General features: G+C 48.7%; 7 protein-coding genes, 3 tRNA genes and 2 rRNA genes (1 of these 12 only partly in view). 6 read left to right on the top strand and 6 right to left on the bottom strand.

The genetic code is table 11. The annotated features are described in order from the left end of the window. From BQ2633_RS10365 to BQ2633_RS10335, 5 genes are all read right to left on the bottom strand, one after another. Positions 1-1,509: ribosomal RNA gene (locus BQ2633_RS10365) — 23S ribosomal RNA — on the bottom strand; it reaches 1,380 nt to the left of the window's first position. Positions 1,510-1,771: 262 nt separating this feature from the next. Next, a tRNA-Ala gene (locus tag BQ2633_RS10360) sits at positions 1,772-1,845 on the bottom strand. A gap of 32 nt (positions 1,846-1,877) precedes the next feature. Continuing rightward, a tRNA-Ile gene (locus tag BQ2633_RS10355) sits at positions 1,878-1,951 on the bottom strand. A gap of 161 nt (positions 1,952-2,112) precedes the next feature. After that, positions 2,113-3,639, bottom strand: a 16S ribosomal RNA gene (locus BQ2633_RS10350). Together the 16S and 23S rRNA genes with 2 tRNA genes alongside form the textbook arrangement of a ribosomal RNA operon. A gap of 936 nt (positions 3,640-4,575) precedes the next feature. After that, positions 4,576-5,388, bottom strand: a complete 813-nt coding sequence (locus tag BQ2633_RS10335) for an ADP-ribosylglycohydrolase family protein (RefSeq protein WP_075566926.1) — start codon at positions 5,386-5,388, stop codon at positions 4,576-4,578. Positions 5,389-5,646: 258 nt separating this feature from the next. Between BQ2633_RS10335 and BQ2633_RS10330 the strand changes: the two genes are divergently transcribed. From BQ2633_RS10330 to BQ2633_RS10305, 6 genes are all read left to right on the top strand, one after another. Continuing rightward, positions 5,647-6,924 (top strand): MFS transporter, encoded by a 1,278-nt coding sequence (locus BQ2633_RS10330; RefSeq protein WP_075566925.1) that lies wholly within the window; start codon positions 5,647-5,649, stop codon positions 6,922-6,924. Positions 6,925-7,203: 279 nt separating this feature from the next. After that, the gene (locus BQ2633_RS10325) at positions 7,204-8,493 is read left to right on the top strand and encodes an O-acetylhomoserine aminocarboxypropyltransferase/cysteine synthase family protein (RefSeq protein WP_075566923.1); all 1,290 of its coding nucleotides are present in this window, start codon (positions 7,204-7,206) and stop codon (positions 8,491-8,493) included. 39 nt (positions 8,494-8,532) lie between these two features. Further along, positions 8,533-9,477, top strand: coding sequence for a tRNA (adenosine(37)-N6)-dimethylallyltransferase MiaA (gene miaA / locus BQ2633_RS10320; RefSeq protein WP_075566921.1), 945 nt, complete (start codon positions 8,533-8,535; stop codon positions 9,475-9,477). A 199-nt stretch (positions 9,478-9,676) separates the two neighbouring features. Further along, positions 9,677-9,750 (top strand) — tRNA-Met (locus BQ2633_RS10315). A 265-nt stretch (positions 9,751-10,015) separates the two neighbouring features. Further along, positions 10,016-16,081: a hypothetical protein gene (locus BQ2633_RS10310; protein ID WP_141700203.1), complete on the top strand. Its 6,066-nt coding sequence runs from the start codon at positions 10,016-10,018 to the stop codon at positions 16,079-16,081. A 222-nt stretch (positions 16,082-16,303) separates the two neighbouring features. Then, on the top strand, positions 16,304-16,786 hold the full coding sequence (locus BQ2633_RS10305) for a glutathione peroxidase (protein WP_428829846.1): 483 nt from the start codon (positions 16,304-16,306) through the stop codon (positions 16,784-16,786). Positions 16,787-16,881: 95 nt separating this feature from the next. Here BQ2633_RS10305 and BQ2633_RS10300 read toward each other — a convergent pair whose 3' ends face one another. Next, complete coding sequence (locus BQ2633_RS10300; RefSeq protein ID WP_075566916.1) at positions 16,882-19,467, bottom strand: endonuclease MutS2; 2,586 nt, start codon at positions 19,465-19,467, stop codon at positions 16,882-16,884. Positions 19,468-19,770 lie beyond the last annotated feature (303 nt).

The raw sequence follows: 19,770 nt of genomic DNA, 5'->3' as shown, positions 1-19,770 counted from the left end.
CTACAATCTTTAACGAGCTATTCCGTCAGCTCGCGGAAGTGTCACTCCTCCGTCTCCACATCGCCAACAAAGATAGTAACGGAATATTAACCGTTTCTGCCATCGGCATCACCATTAGGTTGAACCTTAGGTCCCGACTGACCCAGGGACGATTAACGTTGCCCTGGAAACCTTAGTCTTTCGGCGAGAGTGCATCTCACACTCTTTATCGTTACTTATACCTACATTTGCTTTTCATGAAGCTCCAACAGAGGTTATCCTCTATCTTCAAGGCCGCATGAATGCTCCCCTACCGATATCATTTGATATCCCACGGCTTCGGCAATAGACTTTATACCCGATTATTATCCATGCACAGTCCCTCGACTAGTGAGCTGTTACGCACTCTTTGAATGAATGGCTGCTTCCAAGCCAACATCCTAGCTGTCACGGGGACCACACTTCGTTAGTTTAACTTAGCCTATATTTCGGGGCCTTAGCCGGTGGTCAGGATTCTTCTCCTCTCGGGCGTGGACCTTAGCACCCACGCCCTCACTCCCGGGCTTAGCCTGTGTGCATTCGGAGTTTGTCTGGACTTGATAGGCGGTGAAGCCCTCGCATCCAATCAGTCGCTCTACCTCACACAGGGAACGCCCGAGGCTGCACCTAAATGCATTTCGGGGAGTACGAGCTATCTCCAAGTTTGATTGGCCTTTCACTCCTACCCTCACCTCATCCAGAAGCTTTTCAACGCTTATTGGTTCGGTCCTCCATCCCGTGTTACCGGGACTTCAACCTGGACAAGGGTAGATCACTTGGTTTCGCGTCTACCACCGCCGACTATGCGCCCTATTCAGACTCGCTTTCGCTTCGGCTTACGTGCTTCATAGCACTTAACCTTGCCGACGACGGTAACTCGTAGGTTCATTATGCAAAAGGCACGCCGTCACACCATAAGGTGCTCCGACCGCTTGTAGGCGTACGGTTTCAGGAACTTTTTCACTCCTCTAAAAGAGGTGCTTTTCACCTTTCCCTCACGGTACTGGTTCGCTATCGGTCTCTTACGAGTATTTAGCCTTGGCGGATGGGCCCGCCGGATTCAGACAGGATTTCACGTGTCCCGCCCTACTCAGGATACCACTATGCTTCATACGATTGTCGAGTACGAGACTGTCACTCTCTATGGTCGCTCTTTCCAAAGCGTTCCTCTAACTGTAATTCTTGCAACGTCGTGGTCCTACAACCCCATATAGACCGAAATCTATATGGTTTGGGCTCTTCCCCGTTCGCTCGCCACTACTAGGGGAATCATTATTATTTTCTTTTCCTAGGGGTACTAAGATGTTTCAGTTCCCCCCGTTAGCCTCCCGCATTTGCGGGATAACAGGTCTTCAACCTGCTGGGTTGTCCCATTCGGAAATCTGCGGATCAATGGTTATTTGCACCTACCCACAGCTTATCGCAGCTTATCACGTCCTTCATCGCCTGTAAGAGCCTAGGCATCCACCGTACGCCCTTAATTACTTCCTTTTCCTTATTCTAGACGTTAGGAATTAGACGTTAGACCTTAGTCTTTGCTAATCCTTTCGTAACTAGAAGGTGGGAATATACTTAAAGCTGTACTTTCGTTTACCTTTGTTTCGTTACTTGGATGATTCTCTGTTTTCGCATCTCACCTTGCGATGGATGGAAACAAGAATCAACTTGTTGCGTGTTCAATATGTCAAAGATCTCTTGCTCTGTCATTATGCTTTGATGTCTTATCATCATTGCGACTGAGCAGTAGAATGAGTGGAGAATAACGGATTCGAACCGTTGACCCCCTGCGTGCAAGGCAGGTGCTCTAGCCAGCTGAGCTAATCCCCCAAATCTTCGGAGCGCGGTGCTCCGTTTGCAAGTAGTCCCAGGCAGATTTGAACTGCCGACCTCCACATTATCAGTGTGGCGCTCTAACCAACTGAGCTATAGGACTGGCAGAAAAAATCCACGCAAGTCAAACTACTTCAGAGCTGCTCGGCTTCATCTTTCTCTTATGCTTAGCATAACCTATTGCGAGAAGTATAGGTGACAATCTTCTAAATTGTACCATTTTCTTTTATTTCCATTCAAGTAACCAGGTAACTGAACTTCCAGAAAGGAGGTGTTCCAGCCGCACCTTCCGGTACGGCTACCTTGTTACGACTTAGCCCCAATCACCAGTTTTACCCTAGGCCGACCCTTGCGGTCACGGCTTTCAGGCACCCCCGGCTTTCATGGCTTGACGGGCGGTGTGTACAAGGCCCGGGAACGTATTCACCGCGCCATGGCTGATGCGCGATTACTAGCGAATCCAGCTTCATGGAGTCGGGTTGCAGACTCCAATCCGAACTGAGAGAGGTTTTTAAGATTAGCATCCTGTCACCAGGTAGCGACCTTCTGTACCCCCCATTGTAACACGTGTGTAGCCCCGGACGTAAGGGCCGTGCTGATTTGACGTCATCCCCACCTTCCTCACATCTTACGATGGCAGTATCCCTGGAGTGCCCAGCATTACCTGATGGCAACCAAGGAAAAGGGTTGCGCTCGTTATGGCACTTAAGCCGACACCTCACGGCACGAGCTGACGACAACCATGCAGCACCTCCAAGAGTGTCCGAAGAAAAATCTATCTCTAGATTCGTCACTCTTAGTTCAAGCCCGGGTAAGGTTCCTCGCGTATCATCGAATTAAACCACATGTTCCTCCGCTTGTGCGGGCCCCCGTCAATTCCTTTGAGTTTCACCGTTGCCGGCGTACTCCCCAGGTGGTATACTTAATGCTTTCGCTTGGCGGCTTACATTATATCGCAAACCGCGAGTATACATCGTTTACTGTGTGGACTACCAGGGTATCTAATCCTGTTTGATACCCACACTTTCGAGCCTCAGCGTCAGTTGCAGCCCGGACACCTGCCTTCGCGATCGGAGTTCATCGTGATATCTAAGCATTTCACCGCTACACCACGAGTTCCAGCATCCCTGTCTGCACTCAAGACTACCAGTTTCAATGGCTAACGATGGTTGAGCCACCGTCTTTCACCACTGACTTAATAATCCGCCTACGCTCCCTTTAAACCCAATAAATCCGGATAACGCCTGGACCTTCCGTATTACCGCGGCTGCTGGCACGGAATTAGCCGGTCCTTTTTCTGAAGGTACATACAATAGAGGACACGTCCTCTTTTTTATTCCCAACTAAAAGCAGTTTACAACCCGGAGGGCCGTCATCCTGCACGCTACTTGGCTGGTTCAGACTTGCGTCCATTGACCAATATTCCTCACTGCTGCCTCCCGTAGGAGTCTGGACCGTGTCTCAGTTCCAGTGTGGGGGACCTTCCTCTCAGAACCCCTACCGATCGAAGGCTAGGTGGGCCGTTACCCCGCCTACTACCTAATCGGACGCATCACCATCTCATACCGATAAATCTTTGGTTATATCACCATGCGGCAACATAACAACATCGGGTATTAATCTTACTTTCGCAAGGCTATCCCCGAGTATGAGGCAGGTTTGATACGCGTTACGCACCCGTGCGCCGGTCGCCATCAGAAGAAGCAAGCTTCTTCCATGCTGCCCCTCGACTTGCATGTGTTAAGCCTGTAGCTAGCGTTCATCCTGAGCCAGGATCAAACTCTTCATTGTAATATAATAATTTGTTTTGATTCTGTATAAATTGCTCAGCTTCCTGTCTTGTTACTTTGGATTTGGAGTAGAAATTGACGGTACAATTCATTTTACCCGAAGCACTTCTGCTTCATTGTTGATTGTTCCTTGTACTTCTCTACAATCTGTTATGTAATCGTTTCAATGACTTCGCAGCTCGTTTGCTGCTGTCAGGCGTTCAGGTTGTCAAGTCTCATCTAACTAAGCACGTTGTATCTTAGCAAGTGACCCTTGCGTCCCGATTGCGATGCAAAAGTACGGCAAGATTCGCAAACTACCAAGACTTCCTACAAAAAAAATCGCAGAAAAATTTCAGATAGTGATATTTTGCAATCTAGACTACGCAGGATTATACTACAAAGCCCATTTTTCGCCCAAATTCCCCAGAACGAGATTTGAGGCTTTTTGTCCCCTTTTGCCGTGTTTTGCTCCATCTCATCGTAAAAACGGGCTTTATGTCCCTTAAATACTTCCTTAACCGGCATCATTTCTCGAGCATTTCTCGGAGATTGTCAGTGAATGATCGGCACTTCCTCAAAAAACGTTGAACATTTCTCGAAAAATCTCGGACGTTTCTCCAAAAACGTGGGAGATTTTCCAAATTTCGTTGGACTTTTTCCAAAAAACGTCGGAGTTTTTTTCAGTCCCCTCCGAGAGAAGATTTCTCACAGCAAATAGAAACACAAAAAAAGCAGGAAATGGAAGAGCAGCAAGCATAGAAGTTCAACCTTTAATTGCTAGAATAGACAACTTTCAAGCATAAACACACAACTATAATATAACGCGCGCGCGAAGGAAATTCATGCAACAGCGGCGAAGGTAGATATGCGTACTCAAAAACAACAAAAGTGGCGAAGCGCGCTTTGCACTTCACCACTAAGTTTCTACTCGTTTTCAAGAAATAAATAGCATCTTTCATTTTGCTCCATATTTATCTTCAAACTCACTGAGCAGCTTCTGAAATTCTTGAGGAATATAGTTCATCGCTTTTTGGCGCATATCCTCTGGAATACCGTAGAGCGCTTCGGCAATTCCCCCAGTGATGCAACCAATCGTGTCGCTATCCCCGCCAATGCTCACCGCATTGCGGACGGCATCTTCAAAGTTATCTGCTTTGAGCGCGCAAATGATGGCTTGCGGCACACTGTCTTGGCAAATTCCGCCATTGCCTTGTCCATCGATGCCACGCCAAGAATAACGCTGCTGCAGTTCCTCAACCTCCATCGTCAAGTCATAACCAAATTGTTGTGTGATGCGTTTTTCGATGTCCGATGCCGAAGTTCCTTGTCGCGCCCACAAAATCGCCATCGCGGTTGCTTGTGCTCCTTTCACACCTTCAGGATGGTTGTGGGTGCAATCGGCAGATTTCTTAGCCCATATCATCACTTCTTCTTCCGAATCAAAAGCCCAACCTACAGGCGCAACGCGCATGGCACTACCATTGCCACAACTATTATAGGGCAACGCTGCTCCACCTCTAGCTTTCTCAATGACCCATTGTTGGAACATCCCTCCATAACTCCCCATCGGGCATGGATAGTTCATGGCGTATGCACAATAGAATTCTGCAGCATCTCCTCCACGCAAGATCCATTCTGCGGTGGCAAAAGTGAGAATACTATCATCGGTACACTCCATTCGGGTTTGAAAAAAAGGAAAGTCTTTAGTGCGGATATTATCGAACTCATAAATGCTTCCAACAATATCACCAATAATTGCGCCTAACATATCTATCGTGAATTAGGATTAAACAAAAGAGAACCGCATTTTATGATCAATACCATTCGTATGAGGTCAGTGGCAGTAGCTTACGATGAAACAAAGATACGCAAAATAATGGAGAAACAGAACGTGATACGAAACAACTTTAATAAGACGATAGAGAAAAGCCGTTGGCACTCTTTGTCAATATCTCATTTTCTGTTATCTTTGCATGACAATTTCTAGCTAAATCATTCGCATTCTATCTACCAATCATCTGCAACAATGAATAATACCTCTATCAAATCTCGCCTCATTGGCATGAACTTCCTAGAGTTTGCTGTGTGGGGAGCTTATCTCATCTCCATGGGCGGCTTTTTAGCCAGCAAAGGCATGGGAGCCAACATCGGCTGGTTCTACTCCATCCAAGGTGTCGTGTCCATCTTTATGCCAGCGATTGTGGGCATCTTGGCAGACCGTTTCATCCAAGCCCAGCGCATGCTCGCTATTTGCCACTTCATCGCTGCAATCTGCATGATTGGTGTGGGCATCATCGGCAGCCAAGCGGAGTTTAGTTTTTGGGAAATCTTCCCCATCTACACCCTCAGTGTGGCAGCATATATGCCCACTCTCGCCTTGTCCAACTCCGTATCTTATAATGCCCTCGAAAAATATAATCTCGACACGGTGAAAGCCTTCCCCCCCATCCGTATATTCGGCACCATCGGTTTTATCATCTCTATGTTGGCAGTCGATTTCTTGGGTTGGCAGCACGGTCCTCAGCAGTTTTATGTTTCTGCAGGTTGGGGACTTGTTCTAGCCCTCTATGCACTCACTCTTCCGGAGTGCCCCACTGCCAAACGCGAATCAAGGAAGCATAAAGGTTTGGTCGAAGCCATGGGATTGCGCGCCTTTGCCCTATTCAAGCACCGTCGCATGGCATTTTTCTTCATCTTCTCTATGCTGCTCGGGGTAAGTTTGCAAATCACCAATGGATTTGCCAACACCTTCATCAGTAGCTTCAGCGCCCAAAAGGCATTCGAGGGAGTGTTCTTTGTGGATCATGCTAATTTATTGATTTCACTTTCACAGATTTCAGAAACATTCTGCATCCTGTTGATACCTTTCTTCCTGAAACGCTATGGCATCAAGACCGTGATGCTCATTGCCATGATGGCTTGGGTGCTACGTTTTGGACTATTTGCCATTGGCACTCCCGCCTTCCCCCAAGTCATCTTCCTCATACTCTCCATGATCGTCTATGGTGTAGCGTTCGACTTTTTCAATGTCTCTGGTTCGCTCTTCGTGGACAAGGAATGCGACTCTTCCATTCGTTCCAGCGCACAAGGTCTGTTCATGCTCATGACCAATGGCATTGGTGCCTCTGTCGGCATGGTGGGCGCACAATGGGTGGTCAACCAACACACCCAAAACGTGAATGGTGCGCAGATTGGTGACTGGGCTAGCGTATGGTATACCTTCGCTGGTTATGCTCTTGCCGTAGGTATTGCCTTCTTCTTCCTCTTCCAGGAGGAAAAGACACCCAATCAAGTCAAAAAATAGCACATTGTGATCTCGGGGCATCTGCTCAAGCACAAAAAAGCACTAGAATATCATTCGGCTAAAGAATAAGTTTGGCGCGCCTCAGCAGAATATTCTTCTGAAGTGCGCCATTTTCTTCGAAAAAAGAGGAGATTTTCAAACAAAATTCGGTAGAACTAAAAACGACACGCTATCTTTGCAGAAAAATCAGCGTCACATCACATACTGCACTTCCTCAAAGTTAGATTGTTATTAGGCAGTTGCTGACGATTAAATCACCAAACTTCACAGTATCCTATTATGGCAGAACAACATCCACACATCGACACCCTTTGTCTCACTGCAGGTTGGAATCCTAAAAACGGCGAGGCACGTCAGTTGCCCATTGTGCAAAGCACCACTTTCAAATATGAGTCAACGGAACAAATGGCGCGCCTATTTGATTTGGCGGAGTCTGGTTATTTCTACTCTCGCTTAGCCAATCCCACGTGCGATGCTGTGGCTGCCAAAATCACAAAATTAGAAGGTGGTGCAGCAGGTTTGCTCACTTCGAGTGGACAAGCTGCCAACTTCTTCGCGGTGTTCAACATCTGCAATGCTGGCGACCACTTCATCGCCACCAACGGCATCTATGGCGGCACTTTCAACCTCTTTGCCGTAACGCTCAAGAAAATGGGCATCGACTGTACCTTTGTCAGTCTCGATGCCACTGACGAGGAGATCCAAGCTGCTTTCCGCCCCAACACGAAGTTGGTGTTTAGCGAAACCGTCACTAACCCTGGTTGCCGTGTGTGCGACATTGAGCGTTGGGCAGGCTTTGCACATGCCAACGGAGTGCCTCTCGTGGTGGACAACACCTTCCCCACCCCAGTAAATTGTCGCCCCATCGAATGGGGAGCCGACATCGTGACGCACTCAACAACAAAATACCTTGATGGTCAGGGACGTTGCGTAGGAGGTTGCGTCATCGACAGCGGTAAGTTTGACTGGTCTGCTCATGCCGACAAATTCCCAGGTTTGACACAGCCTGACGAGAGTTATCACGGACTGACTTACACAGAAACCTTTGGCGAAGTGGCGTATCTGGTTAAAATCGTCGCTCAACTGCAACGCGACCTCGGTTGCTGCCAAAGCCCCCAAAATGCTTATCTCCTGAACAACGGCATTGAAACACTGCATTTGCGCATAGAGCGTCATGTAGAAAACGCGCGTCGTGTCGTAGATTTCCTCAAAAACAATCCTCAAGTGGCTTGGGTGAACTATGCTGGCGACAAGGACAGTCAGGATTATACATTGGCACAAAAATATCTTCCCAATGGCAGCTGCGGTGTGCTCTGCTTCGGTCTGAAGGATAAGTCGAGAGAAGCCGCTGTTCGTTTTCTCGACGCCCTTCGCCTCATCAACATTGCCACCCACGTGGCAGACGCTAAGAGTTGCGTGCTCCACCCTGCTAGCCACACACACCGCCAACTCTCTGACGAACAATTAGAAGCCGCTGGCATCCCCGTCGACCTCATTCGTTTGAGTATTGGTATTGAAAATGCCGACGACCTCGTAGCCGATTTGGAGCAAGCCCTCCAACAATTCTAAGGCTTCCATCCAGCGCTCGTCTAACCGCTCACTGATTCTATGGAATATCCTCCACAACTAGACATCATCTCTATCCTCGGTCCCACCGCCTCGGGCAAAACGTCCTTGGCGGTGGCACTGGCGTATCAGTTGGGCACTGAAATCATCAGTGCCGACTCTCGTCAAGTCTATCGACGCATGGACCTCGGCACAGGCAAAGACCTTGAAGACTATCTCATCGATGGTCACGCTGTGCCCTATCATCTGATTGACATCGAAGAACCTGGCACCAAATACAATCTTTATCGCTATCAGCACGACTTTTTTGAGACCTTGGGCGACATGCGCGCACGCGGTCTTCGCCCTGTCGTGTGTGGTGGCACGGGACTGTATTTAGAAAGCGTGATTCGCGCTTACAACATCAGCCATGTGCCGCAGAATCCTGCATTGCGTGCAGAGCTGGAAGGAGAGTCGCTCGAAGCGCTCACCGCTCTTCTCACCGAACTGAAAGCTCGTTCGGGACAAGCCATGCACAACACCACAGACGTGGACACTGCCAAACGTGCCATTCGAGCCATCGAAATCGAGACCTACAATCTCGAACACGGAGCCAGTGAGCGCAACTGCCCCACCCTTCGCAACATCACCTTTGGTCTGTCCCTCGATCGTGAAGTGCGTCGCCAACGCATCACCGAGCGTCTGCACCAGCGTCTCGAAAATGGCATGGTGGCAGAAGTGCAAAGCCTCCTCGACGAAGGCATTCCAGCCGAAGACCTCATCTATTATGGTTTGGAATATAAGTTCCTCACCCTCCATTGCACTGGTCAACTAACCTACGACGAAATGGTGCAGCAACTCGAAACAGCCATCCACCAGTTTGCCAAGCGACAAATGACGTGGTTTCGCGGCATGGAACGTCGTGGCTGCCCCATCCACTGGATTGATGCCTTGTTGCCCACGGACGATAAACTAGCCATCATCGAGCAAACTTTGAAGAATCTTTGAGGTTTTTCAAAGCCCACGATCCTTGTCCTCCGCCCATTTTAGGCAAATCATCCGATGCAAAAGTAGAGCCATACAAGGAAAAAAGCCCACCAAAGCTGTGCGAATACTAGAAATTCAACTATTGATTGCATTTTTCCACCAAATTATTTGGTGATATAGAGAAAATATCGTATTTTTGCACTCGCAAACCAGCAATAACGGCGAGGTAGCTCAGCTGGTTAGAGCGCAGGATTCATAATCCTGAGGTCCCGGGTTCAATCCCCGGCCTCGCTACTCGAAAAGACCCAAGCGTTGCTTGGGTCTTTTTTTTAATAGCTATTTAGTTGATCTTAGAGAATGCCAAATTGCCTTCTTGTAATCTCCCACAGAGCTTGGCACAGAACTTGGCACAGACCCTCTTATGCTTCTCCATCTAACCACACAGACATCCATGGAGCAACGCAACCATCATGAAACTACACAGACCTTCATGAAACAACGCTGACAATAGCTTATTCTTACGAAATAAAACATCAAAGCAATAATTTAATTCTACATTATGCACAGATTTCTACAACGAACCATCATGATGCTTATGCTGGTGGTAGGTTTCTGTTCCTCTGCCCTGGCAGAAGGCACAGCACTTGCCGAAGGTTACTACCGCATCATGAGTCGGAAAACGAATTTACCTGTCCATGTGCACAATCGTCAGTTGGGCTACGTTTCAGAACAAGCAGGTGCTGAAAACCCCAACAACATTGACCTCACTCGTGTATGGAAGGTGAAACTCGTCAATGGCAAGTATTGGATCATCAATGTGAGCGAAGGACTCCCCGTTCAACAGCATGGTCTGACCAATGTCACTTTCTCCGTGGGGTACAGCCCTGCCGACTACTACATCAAAGCAGCCACTGGCACTGGTAGCAACGGCTATTGGGTGATTTCTACCAACCCTGAATTCAAAGACAAAACGCTTTGGCACAATGGTGGTAGTGGTCTTGTACAGAACTGGGAAAACCCCGACGGCACCAACAACCACTGGAAGTTTGAAGCCCTGAACACTGAAGAGCGAAAGCAAGTAGAGAGTTTCGAACAGCAATGGCCCAAACTCGAAGCAGGTTTTCTCCATTTAGCACAGCTCCGCGAAGGTGGATTGTATCGTATCAAAAACGCTCAAGGTCAGTATTGGCAAGAAAACACCCAAAACAATCAGCTCAAGACCACAACTACCACCAGCAGCACTGATTTCAGCACGCTTTGGATTGTAGAGGCCAATGGCGACGGTTTTGCTTTCCGCAATGCCGCTACAAGCCGCTATGCAGCACCAGTAGATGGTGACAAACCGCTCACCACATCTTTGGACAACCGAAAGTTGTGGTTGGACTTCAAACACAGCTCAGAAAATTACTATAACATCAGTGGTAATAACACCTTCGCTGATGGTAGCTGCTTCGTCTTTGCCAACAACATCCTTAAGGGTGGCAACGCTCGCGTCAAGACCACTCAAAAGAATGAGAAAAAAGAGGATGTCACCGTATTCTCTCCCAACACCGCTGCCGACTGGCAATTAGAAAAGCCTACCGACGTATCAGAAGATGATATCAAGGCTGAAATTCGCAAAAAGACGAATGCAGCCTTCGTACCCGTTGAAAACAAACACTATCTGATACGCAACGTAGCTTATCCCAATCGCGTGCTCACCGTTCGTAGCACCTCTACTAATGTGATGGGCGATGTGCGCAACGAACGCGAGATGGGACAAATTTGGACCTTCGTGAAGGTGGATGGAAAATGGGCGATTCGCAGTGTTGTGAACCAACACTTTGTGGGTAACTCCGCAGGTCGCTCAGCAAACTATCAGATGACGGAGAGCCAAGCTCCCTTCACCATCCAACAACAAGACAAATGGTTCCCCTACTTGGCCTTTGTGGGTCCCAATGGTGGAAGCCTCCACTGCGCTAGTTCTGCAGACTTCAAAGTGGTCAACTGGGACGCTTCTGCCACAGCCTCAAAGTGGCAGCTCGAAGAAATCAAACTTGACGAAAAAGCACTCCAAGCGTATAATGATAAAATCAACACTCAGAATGAGCTAAAAAACAACAGCCAGAGCTATTCTGAAAAGTTGAATAAATTCTTCAAGGACTACGCTTGTTCCGAGTTGCAAGACAACTATAAGGCGATGACTGATGAGCAATTTAAGGCTGCATTGAAAGCTGAAAATCTTCCTCAGTTGCTCATCGACATGGCACTTCGTGTGAAGACCAATACTTGGAACAGCCAGAACACCGAAGCCAACCACTACGAAAAGTTCTTCCGCATCCAAGACTATCAGTCTTATAGCCATCCACAGAAATGGGCAAGAGAAAACAAGCTAATGCCCATTACGTTCAATCAGTATTCACAGCTCACCAATCCTACGGGTATCACCATCCCTGAAAAGGAATTTGTGTTGCTCTTCGTGGACAAAGACACTCCCAACGAGTGCGAACTCAATGCAGAACTCGTGCAAGGCAAGAGCACTACGGGTAGTCTCACCAAATTGCATAAAGGTGTCAATGTCATTTATTCCGACCAAACTGCACACCTCTACATCAACTACGTCATCAACAACGTAGAATTGAAGCATACAGACCAACCCAAGATTCGCATTCACGTGGAAGGTGGTAAAGCCAATGGCTTCTTCGACATCAACACGATGAAGAATGCAGACTGGGATAAGCTCCGCAAGCTCAAACAATATGATTTCTTCACCGACGACGTGATTCGTCTTAAGTCCAAACACACCATTCACAGCGTTAGTTTGAGCGGTGTAGAGGAACAACAAGACAAGAAGAACTGGATTTACAACGGAGAAGACAAAGGTATCGTTGGCGTACTCGGCAAATGGGACTGGGTGCACACTCTCGAACAAGAATTCTTCACCCCCAAACGCTACGAGGATCGTTTCAACTGCTTGATGTTCAGCACTGACGCAAGCGGACTTTATGCCTTCCCTTATGGCACATTCATCGGAACCGTTAGCTCCACTTTCAGTTATCACGAATGGGCAAAGGGTAGTCAATACGACAATGCTGGTAACCTCTGGGCGGTTGTCCACGAGACTGGTCACCACTACCAACGTCTCTTCAACCTTGCGCGCTGCCTAGAGAGCTCCAACAACCTCTGGTCTAACATCGCAGTCTGGAAACGCGGTGCGAGCGTGAGCCGTTTGCAAAATTCTCAGAAACTTTTCGACCGCTTCAACAATAAAAAGTCGTGGCTCGACATGGACTTGAACGACCGCACACGCATGTACTGGCAGTTGTGGTTGTACTACGTAGAATTGGGACACAAACCCACCTTCTTCAACGAATTGTTCGACAAGTTCCGCGAGAATCCTATCGACTTCTCCAACGCTAAAACCGACTTCTTGCGATTTGCTCAATTCTGTAGCGAAATTGCACAAGAAGACCTCACGGAATTCTTCACTTTCTATGGTTTCTTCAACAAAGTCGGCAAAAACATCCCTTACAAGTATAACGACGATTTCTATGATAAGTCTTATGGTGCTGCCACCATCACTATAGACCAAGCAGACATCGACGCTTGCAAGGCGGCGATGAAGAAGTACACAAAGAAAAACAACAATCTTATCTTCATCGACGAGCGCATCCGCAAAACTCCTGCCACCTACGAAGGTGCCAAACCAGGTGAAATGCGCTGGGGCACAATTGGTGGTATGGATCCAGGTGACAATCGCGTGTTTGGTGATGTGGGTCACTACGAAGACTTCGGCAAGCCCGGACAACCTGGTACTTCCGCAGCGCCCCAAGCAGTACTGATCGATGGTCGCACCGTGCGCATTCAAGGCACTGGAGCTGTGGGCTACAAGGTATATGATGAAACAGGAAACCTCGTCATGGTGGCAAACACCAATGACTTCCTTATTCCCAATAACCTGACACTCGCTAAGTTGACTGTAAACGTAGTTGGAGGTAATGGTAATGAAGTGAAGATCATCGAGAATGGTCAAGTAGTGGAACAATACAAGAAGCGATTCACTTTTGACAATCCTGCCAACCTCACCTTGTCAGAAGGTAAAGACTCTCCTCTGGGTAAATATTATATTCGCAAACACGAGTCAAATAATGGAAAGCTATACTATTTGACCCCTGACGGACACCCCACAGATCAGCTTGACAACGCAGGTCAATTCCTCGTTATGGCAAGCAGATTCTCTGGTGAATACTACCTCTATTCACTTGGTAAGCAGCAATGGATTTCCTATGAACCCAATAAAAACTATTGGGGAGAGCTCGGTTATCATGGAGAACCCAATCTCTTCCGTTGGAAGGATGAGATGACACAGTCCCAAACGTGGAAAATCACTCGCGAGAACAATTACTACAAAATTGCGCTGCAAAAAGACAGCAGAGTATTGTGGAACTGGCATGGAGGGATTAATTCCAAGAATAGCGTAGGTTTCTACAACTCTCAAACCGACGCTGGTTCACGTTGGGTGTTCGTTCCTGCTGACTTCACCACGAAATATCTCGCTCTCGTGAAGCACGCAGATAGCATCATGGTGCGCGATGCAGCCAAGGCGGTAAACACAGCGCCTTATCACCAAGAGTTCCGCAACCACTTGGCAAAAGAACTCGAGCGCCTCACCGCCACAGAAGACGACATCACCGCACTCAAGTCAAAGCTAGCAGCTTGGGAAACCTGGCGCACAGCTGACAGCACACTCACCGCAGATGCTAGTCGTGTGGTAAATACGCAAAAACTTCTCAACGAGTTTAAGGCGAAGCTTGCTGCGACCACCCTTGCAACATCGACCGATGCTACAGCCCTCACTACACTCAAAGCTCAAACAACTGCTTGGAAGACTTGGCTCACTGCTGACAGCACACTTGCTGCTGATGCAAGCCGCTCTGTGAACACCCAAAAACTCCTCGGTGAGTTGAAGACACAGCTCGCAGATGTTTCTTTGGTTGCTTCCACCTCTGAGGCAGATCTCAACAAGGTTAAAAAGCAACTCCCAGCTTGGAAACAATGGTTGAAGGCAGACGAACTCTTGCAGAAAGATGCAAATAAAGCGAAGCACAGCCTCACTTTCTACAACTCTTTCAAGACCAATGTGACCAACGCTGCTGCCAGCACTGCTGCCACTGAACCAGCCCTCCAAAAACTATCTGAGCAAATGACCGCATGGCCCGTGTGGCGCGATGCCGACAGTTTGGTGCAAATCCCACCTTATGGCAATCCTCTCAACACGAAGTTCCGCGCCCCCTTCACCGTGTTGGTAGAAAAGGACTACACGGAAGTCGCACAAGTGCAGGAGCTCAAAGACTTCAGCCGCTATTTCCGTCTGCTCGTCACTGCAGACAGCTTGTTGAGTCAAACCAACCCTGGTTATCCTTTGGCGAAGTTTAAAGAGATGTCAGGAGTTGAAGCCTGGCCTTTACAAGACGCAGCGGCAGAGCCCAAACCCGACTTTGGCTGGGAAATGTATCTTGAAACCATTCCAGATATGTGGGCAGGCCCTGCAAATCGTCCACAAATAAAGAGCGATAAAGAGGCCTACTTCATGCCCGAAGATGGTAAGATTTATCGTCTCCGCAGCTACTACGATGATAGATATATCACTAGCGAACCTGCAAATTCATCTAACGATGGAATTATGACCCCTCTTAGCCTATCTAAGCAGGTAAATAATTCAACCCTTTGGATTCTTCAACAAGACCAAGCAGGAAAACAATACCTAGCAGCTGCAAGTGGAAAAGGCTATCTCTCTCGAATGGCAAACAAAAATCACGGAAGCCTCAGCAACGAACCTGCAGAAATTTCCTTCGGCACAGCCAGATTAATCCAAGATAAAGGGATGCATCAACAAAAAGTTGGTACACTCTACATCCGCAATGCAGGTATGTCTCTCGTTGGTTGGAAAAATGACGATGCCATTGGTGGTCATATAGGAACAGACGCTAACCCCGTATGGCACCAAGAACATGGTATAGCCGGCACGAGCTTCTACTTCGACACCGTAGCAGATGCCACCTTCACCGTCACCACTTACGCCGGTAGCAATGGTAACTACGCCACTACGCAATTGCCTTTCGCAGCCAAAATTCCCGAAGGACTCATCGTCTATCGTGTGAAACAAGTGGCTGCCGAAAAGAATCTCGAACTTGAGCTCTTTGAAGGCAACGTGCTTCCTGCTAACACTCCTGTGATTCTCTCCAGCGAAACCGCAGGTAGCTTCGAGTTGCACCCCACCACATGGGCTGCTCCTCTCGAAACCAAGCTCCAAGGAACGAATCTTCCGCTCAAGGCTTCTGAGAAAAGTTCTGGAATGAAGTACTACGCGCTCACCATCGACGACGACACCCAAGAGTTGCTCTTCCGCCTCGTTGAAAATGATGTCGAAATCCCTGGCAACCGCGCCTACTTCACCCTACCTCTTGGCACTCCAGCGGCTTCTACACTCTCCTTCGTCCTACCTCCTGTGGTGACCAAGGTGAAAGCAACAGCCACCAAGAACAGTGCTTCTCAAAAGTTCTTCAACCTTGCCGGACAACGCGTCAATGCTTCCTCAGCAACTGGCGTCGTAATTTCACAAGGACAAAAGATGATCATTCGATAATCTTTCTCTCTCTTCTCATTAAGACCGACCCTCTTCACCGAGTGGTCGGTCTTTTGTTTTCAACTCAGCACACACGCGTGTGTTGGCTTTCGACTTTCCCACACTCCACAATCTGAAGCAAGGTTAAGTCTTAAATATATCGCTTACTATATAAATACTTTTTCCTACCTTTGCACTCACAACAAAGCTAATTCAACCCAACAAGGTATTCTCAAACATACAATCATGATATACGATTTCTCCACCGTCACCAGCAAAGGTGCGCCCTACCCTCTCTCCCAACACAAAGGGCAAGTGCTCCTCATCGTCAACACGGCTAGCAAATGCGGATTCACCCCCCAGTTTGCCGAACTCGAACAACTCTATCAGCAATACAAAGACCAAGGCTTGATGATACTTGGCTTCCCCTGCAACCAGTTTGCGGGTCAAGAACCAGGCTCTGGCAGCGATGCAGAAGCCGCTTGCCAACTCAACTATGGCGTCACCTTCCCCATCATGCACAAGATCAAGGTGAACGGAAGCGAGGCGGATCCCATATTCCAATATCTCAAATCGCAAGCAGGCGGATTCCTCACCAACGCCATCAAATGGAATTTCACCAAATTCCTCATCTCTCGCGATGGCACCGTGATTCGCCGCTACGCGCCCATCACCAAACCCAGCAAGATAGCCAAAGACATCGAAGCCATGTTGGCGCAGTCCTAAGAACGATTCCTCAACATAAATTCAACGCAAAAGCATCACCGCTCACCAACCCGAAAGTTGATGAGCGGTGATGCTCGTTTTTGGAAGAAAGAAAACTATCCCAACTCTACAACGGTGATGCCAGCACCGCCAAATTGGATGTGTTCATCGCGATAGTCGCGCACACCAGCCACGGTGTCGAGATATTGACGAATCATCGTGCGGAGTGCTCCCGTGCCTGTGCCATGGAGGATGCGCACCCGCTTTTGTTCGAGGAGCAAAGCATCGTCGATGAAGTAGTTCACAGCCGTGAGCGCTTCTTCGCCACGCATGCCACGCACATCCAGTTCAGGACGGAAATGGAGCTTCTTCTCGTACATCGCATCGCGCGTTTCCTTGCTCACGAAGGTAGACACCTGCGACACCGAAGGCTTCTCCACAGGTCGCGTCGTCACCTCCAAACGGTTCAGCGGCACTGTCGTGGTCATCACGCCAAACAGCACGCGCACGGTCTTGCCATTGATGGTTTGCACACGGCCCACACTGTGTTGCCCCTTGATGCGCACATAGGAGCCCACTTCCACCTTAGCTTTCGGCACGACAGCAGGTTGGGGATCATTCTTCTGCGCGATAGCACCGAGCAGCGAACCTAAGGCACCTTGCGCCTTCTTATTGTCTTTTTTGCGCTCTTGTCGGCGGCGTATCTGATCCATCTTGCGCGCGATGGCATCGTCTTTCTGTTGCTTCTCGATGGACTTTACCTCCTCACGGAATGCCTCCAGTTCCTGGCGCGCTTCTTTGGTGCGCTCCTTCTCTGCCTGACTTTCACGAATGGTGCGAATGGTATTTTCAATCGCGGCATTCGAAGCCTGCAACATACGCTCAGCCTCTTGACGCGCATCGGAGAGTACCTCCTTCTTCTGCTGAGAGAGCGTGGTGAGTTCCTCTTCGTAGTGGGCTATGGTCTGCTCGAGCTTCTTCTCGCGGTCGTGGATGTTCTTGCGCTTGTTTTCCCAATACATCTTGTCGCGCACAATGTCTTGCAGATACTTGTCGCTCATCACATAGTCCTTGCCCACCAAATCTGCGGCATAGCGGATGACATCTTCGGGAAGCCCAATCTTGCGCGCGATTTCCACCGCAAACGAACTACCCGGATTGCCAATTTGCAGCATGAAGAGAGGTTGCATCTTGGCACGATCGTAGAGCATCGCACCGTTGATCACATGTTCCGACTGCTCGGCAAAGTGTTTCAAGTTTTGATAGTGCGTGGTGATGATGCCACAAGCCTCACGTTCCACAAACTTTTTGAGAATCGCTTCTGCCAGTGCCCCACCGATTTGCGGTTCTGTGCCACTTCCAAACTCGTCGATGAGGAGCAAACTCTTGCTGGTGCAATGCTTCATCATCGACTTCATGTTGAGCAAGTGCGAAGAATAGGTGGAAAGGTCATTTTCGATGCTCTGCTCGTCACCGATGTCGATAAAAATATCGTCGAAAATGCCACACACCGAGTTCTCACGCACAGGCACAGGCATGCCGCACTGGAGCATATACTGCAACAATCCCACCGTTTTCAAGCAAACCGACTTACCACCGGCATTAGGACCAGAGATGAGCAAGAGTTTGGCACGATGGCGCAGCGTCACATCCAGCGGAATCATCTTTTTGCCGTGACGTTCCAGACTCTGTTGCAAGAGGGGGTGACGCGCTTGCACCCATTCGATGCAAGGAGCTTTCTGCAAACGAGGCACCACCGACTCAAACTGTTCGGTGAAGATCGCCAAAGCACGAAGATAGTCGATGTGTGCCAAAAACTGCATCGAGTGGAGAATGTCGCTGATATGCGGACGAATCTCGGAAGAAAGGATTTGCAAAATGCGAATCACCTCACGCTTCTCCGCAGCCTTGAGTTCGCGGATGCGGTTGTTGGCATCCACCACCGCAGCAGGTTCGATGAAGACGGTCTTTCCGCTCGCACTCTCATCGTGAATGATACCTTTGATTTTACGTTTCAGCGCAGGAGCCACGGGGATGACCAAACGGCCATCGCGAAGCGTGGGCGAGACATCACGATCGATGTATCCTTCGGCTTGCGCCTCGTTGATGATGGAGCGCAGACTGTGGCTGATGTTGCGCGAAGTCACCTCGATGCTGTGACGAATGTTGAGCAATTCGGGGGTGGCAGTGTCCTTGACCTTGCCATATTTGTTGAGCACAAGGTCAATGCGCTTGATGATTTGTGGAAATGCGCTCACGCCTTCCGTCATGCGTGCTAAAGCAGGATAGACCACTTCGGACGACACCTCAGCATCCTCCGTCTGGCTCGCTCCATTTTCGGACACTGCATCCGTCCCTTCTCCACGAGGTCTGAAAAACTGCACAAGGCTCACCACGGTTTGCAGCGAGCGTTTGAGATCAAAAAGGTCGAGTTCTTCGAGATACGTACGTTCGGGACGAATGCGCAACAAGGGTTGTCGCACATCATAGAAGTTTTCCTCATACACTTCCTCTTCGGTCATGCGGAAGAGGGCAAATTCGCGGGCTTGTTCGAGCGATTCTTTCACCAGCTCGAATTTGTTGGAAAACTTCACTTGATTGTCCACCCACTCCGTGCCTAAGGTCGACATGCATCGCCCTTTGAGCAGGGTGCGCACCTCGGAAAAACCGATTTTATGTTCGAAGTTATTGGGATAAATCATTGGAGTTCTTTCTATTTGTCTGCAAAGATACGAATAAAATGGCGCGTGCACGAGAAGAATAGTCCTTGCTTTGCAAGAATTTGCAGTGTGTTCCCCCTGCTGACTTTCCTCATAGCGCACAAAGCGCCTTAATGCGCCCTCCTTTCCATTCGACTCGCAGTGAAACACATAGCGCTCAACTAACCTTTCCGCTTCTCATTGGGAGGTTTTAGGAAAGTGGGGAGCGACGCTTCACTAGGTCTGTATTAACTCAAGTGAAAAACAGAGGTTTTCAAACAAAAAAAAGACCATTAAACCTTTCAC

The organism is Ihuprevotella massiliensis, assembly GCA_900095835.1.
Classification (GTDB): Bacteria; Bacteroidota; Bacteroidia; order Bacteroidales; family Bacteroidaceae; genus Alloprevotella; species Alloprevotella massiliensis.
Note: the sequence above shows the minus strand (reverse complement) of the source record. Positions and strands in the feature narration are given on the sequence as shown.

Bases quoted from the DNA above. Each gene is read 5' to 3' on its own strand.
- BQ2633_RS10300 (WP_075566916.1), bottom strand. From the start codon at position 19,467: ATGATTTATCCCAATAACTTCGAACATAAAATCGGTTTTTCCGAGGTG.
- miaA (WP_075566921.1), top strand. From the start codon at position 8,533: ATGGAATATCCTCCACAACTAGACATCATCTCTATCCTCGGTCCCACC.
- BQ2633_RS10310 (WP_141700203.1), top strand. From the start codon at position 10,016: ATGCACAGATTTCTACAACGAACCATCATGATGCTTATGCTGGTGGTA.
- BQ2633_RS10325 (WP_075566923.1), top strand. From the start codon at position 7,204: ATGGCAGAACAACATCCACACATCGACACCCTTTGTCTCACTGCAGGT.
- BQ2633_RS10335 (WP_075566926.1), bottom strand. From the start codon at position 5,388: ATGTTAGGCGCAATTATTGGTGATATTGTTGGAAGCATTTATGAGTTC.
- BQ2633_RS10330 (WP_075566925.1), top strand. From the start codon at position 5,647: ATGAATAATACCTCTATCAAATCTCGCCTCATTGGCATGAACTTCCTA.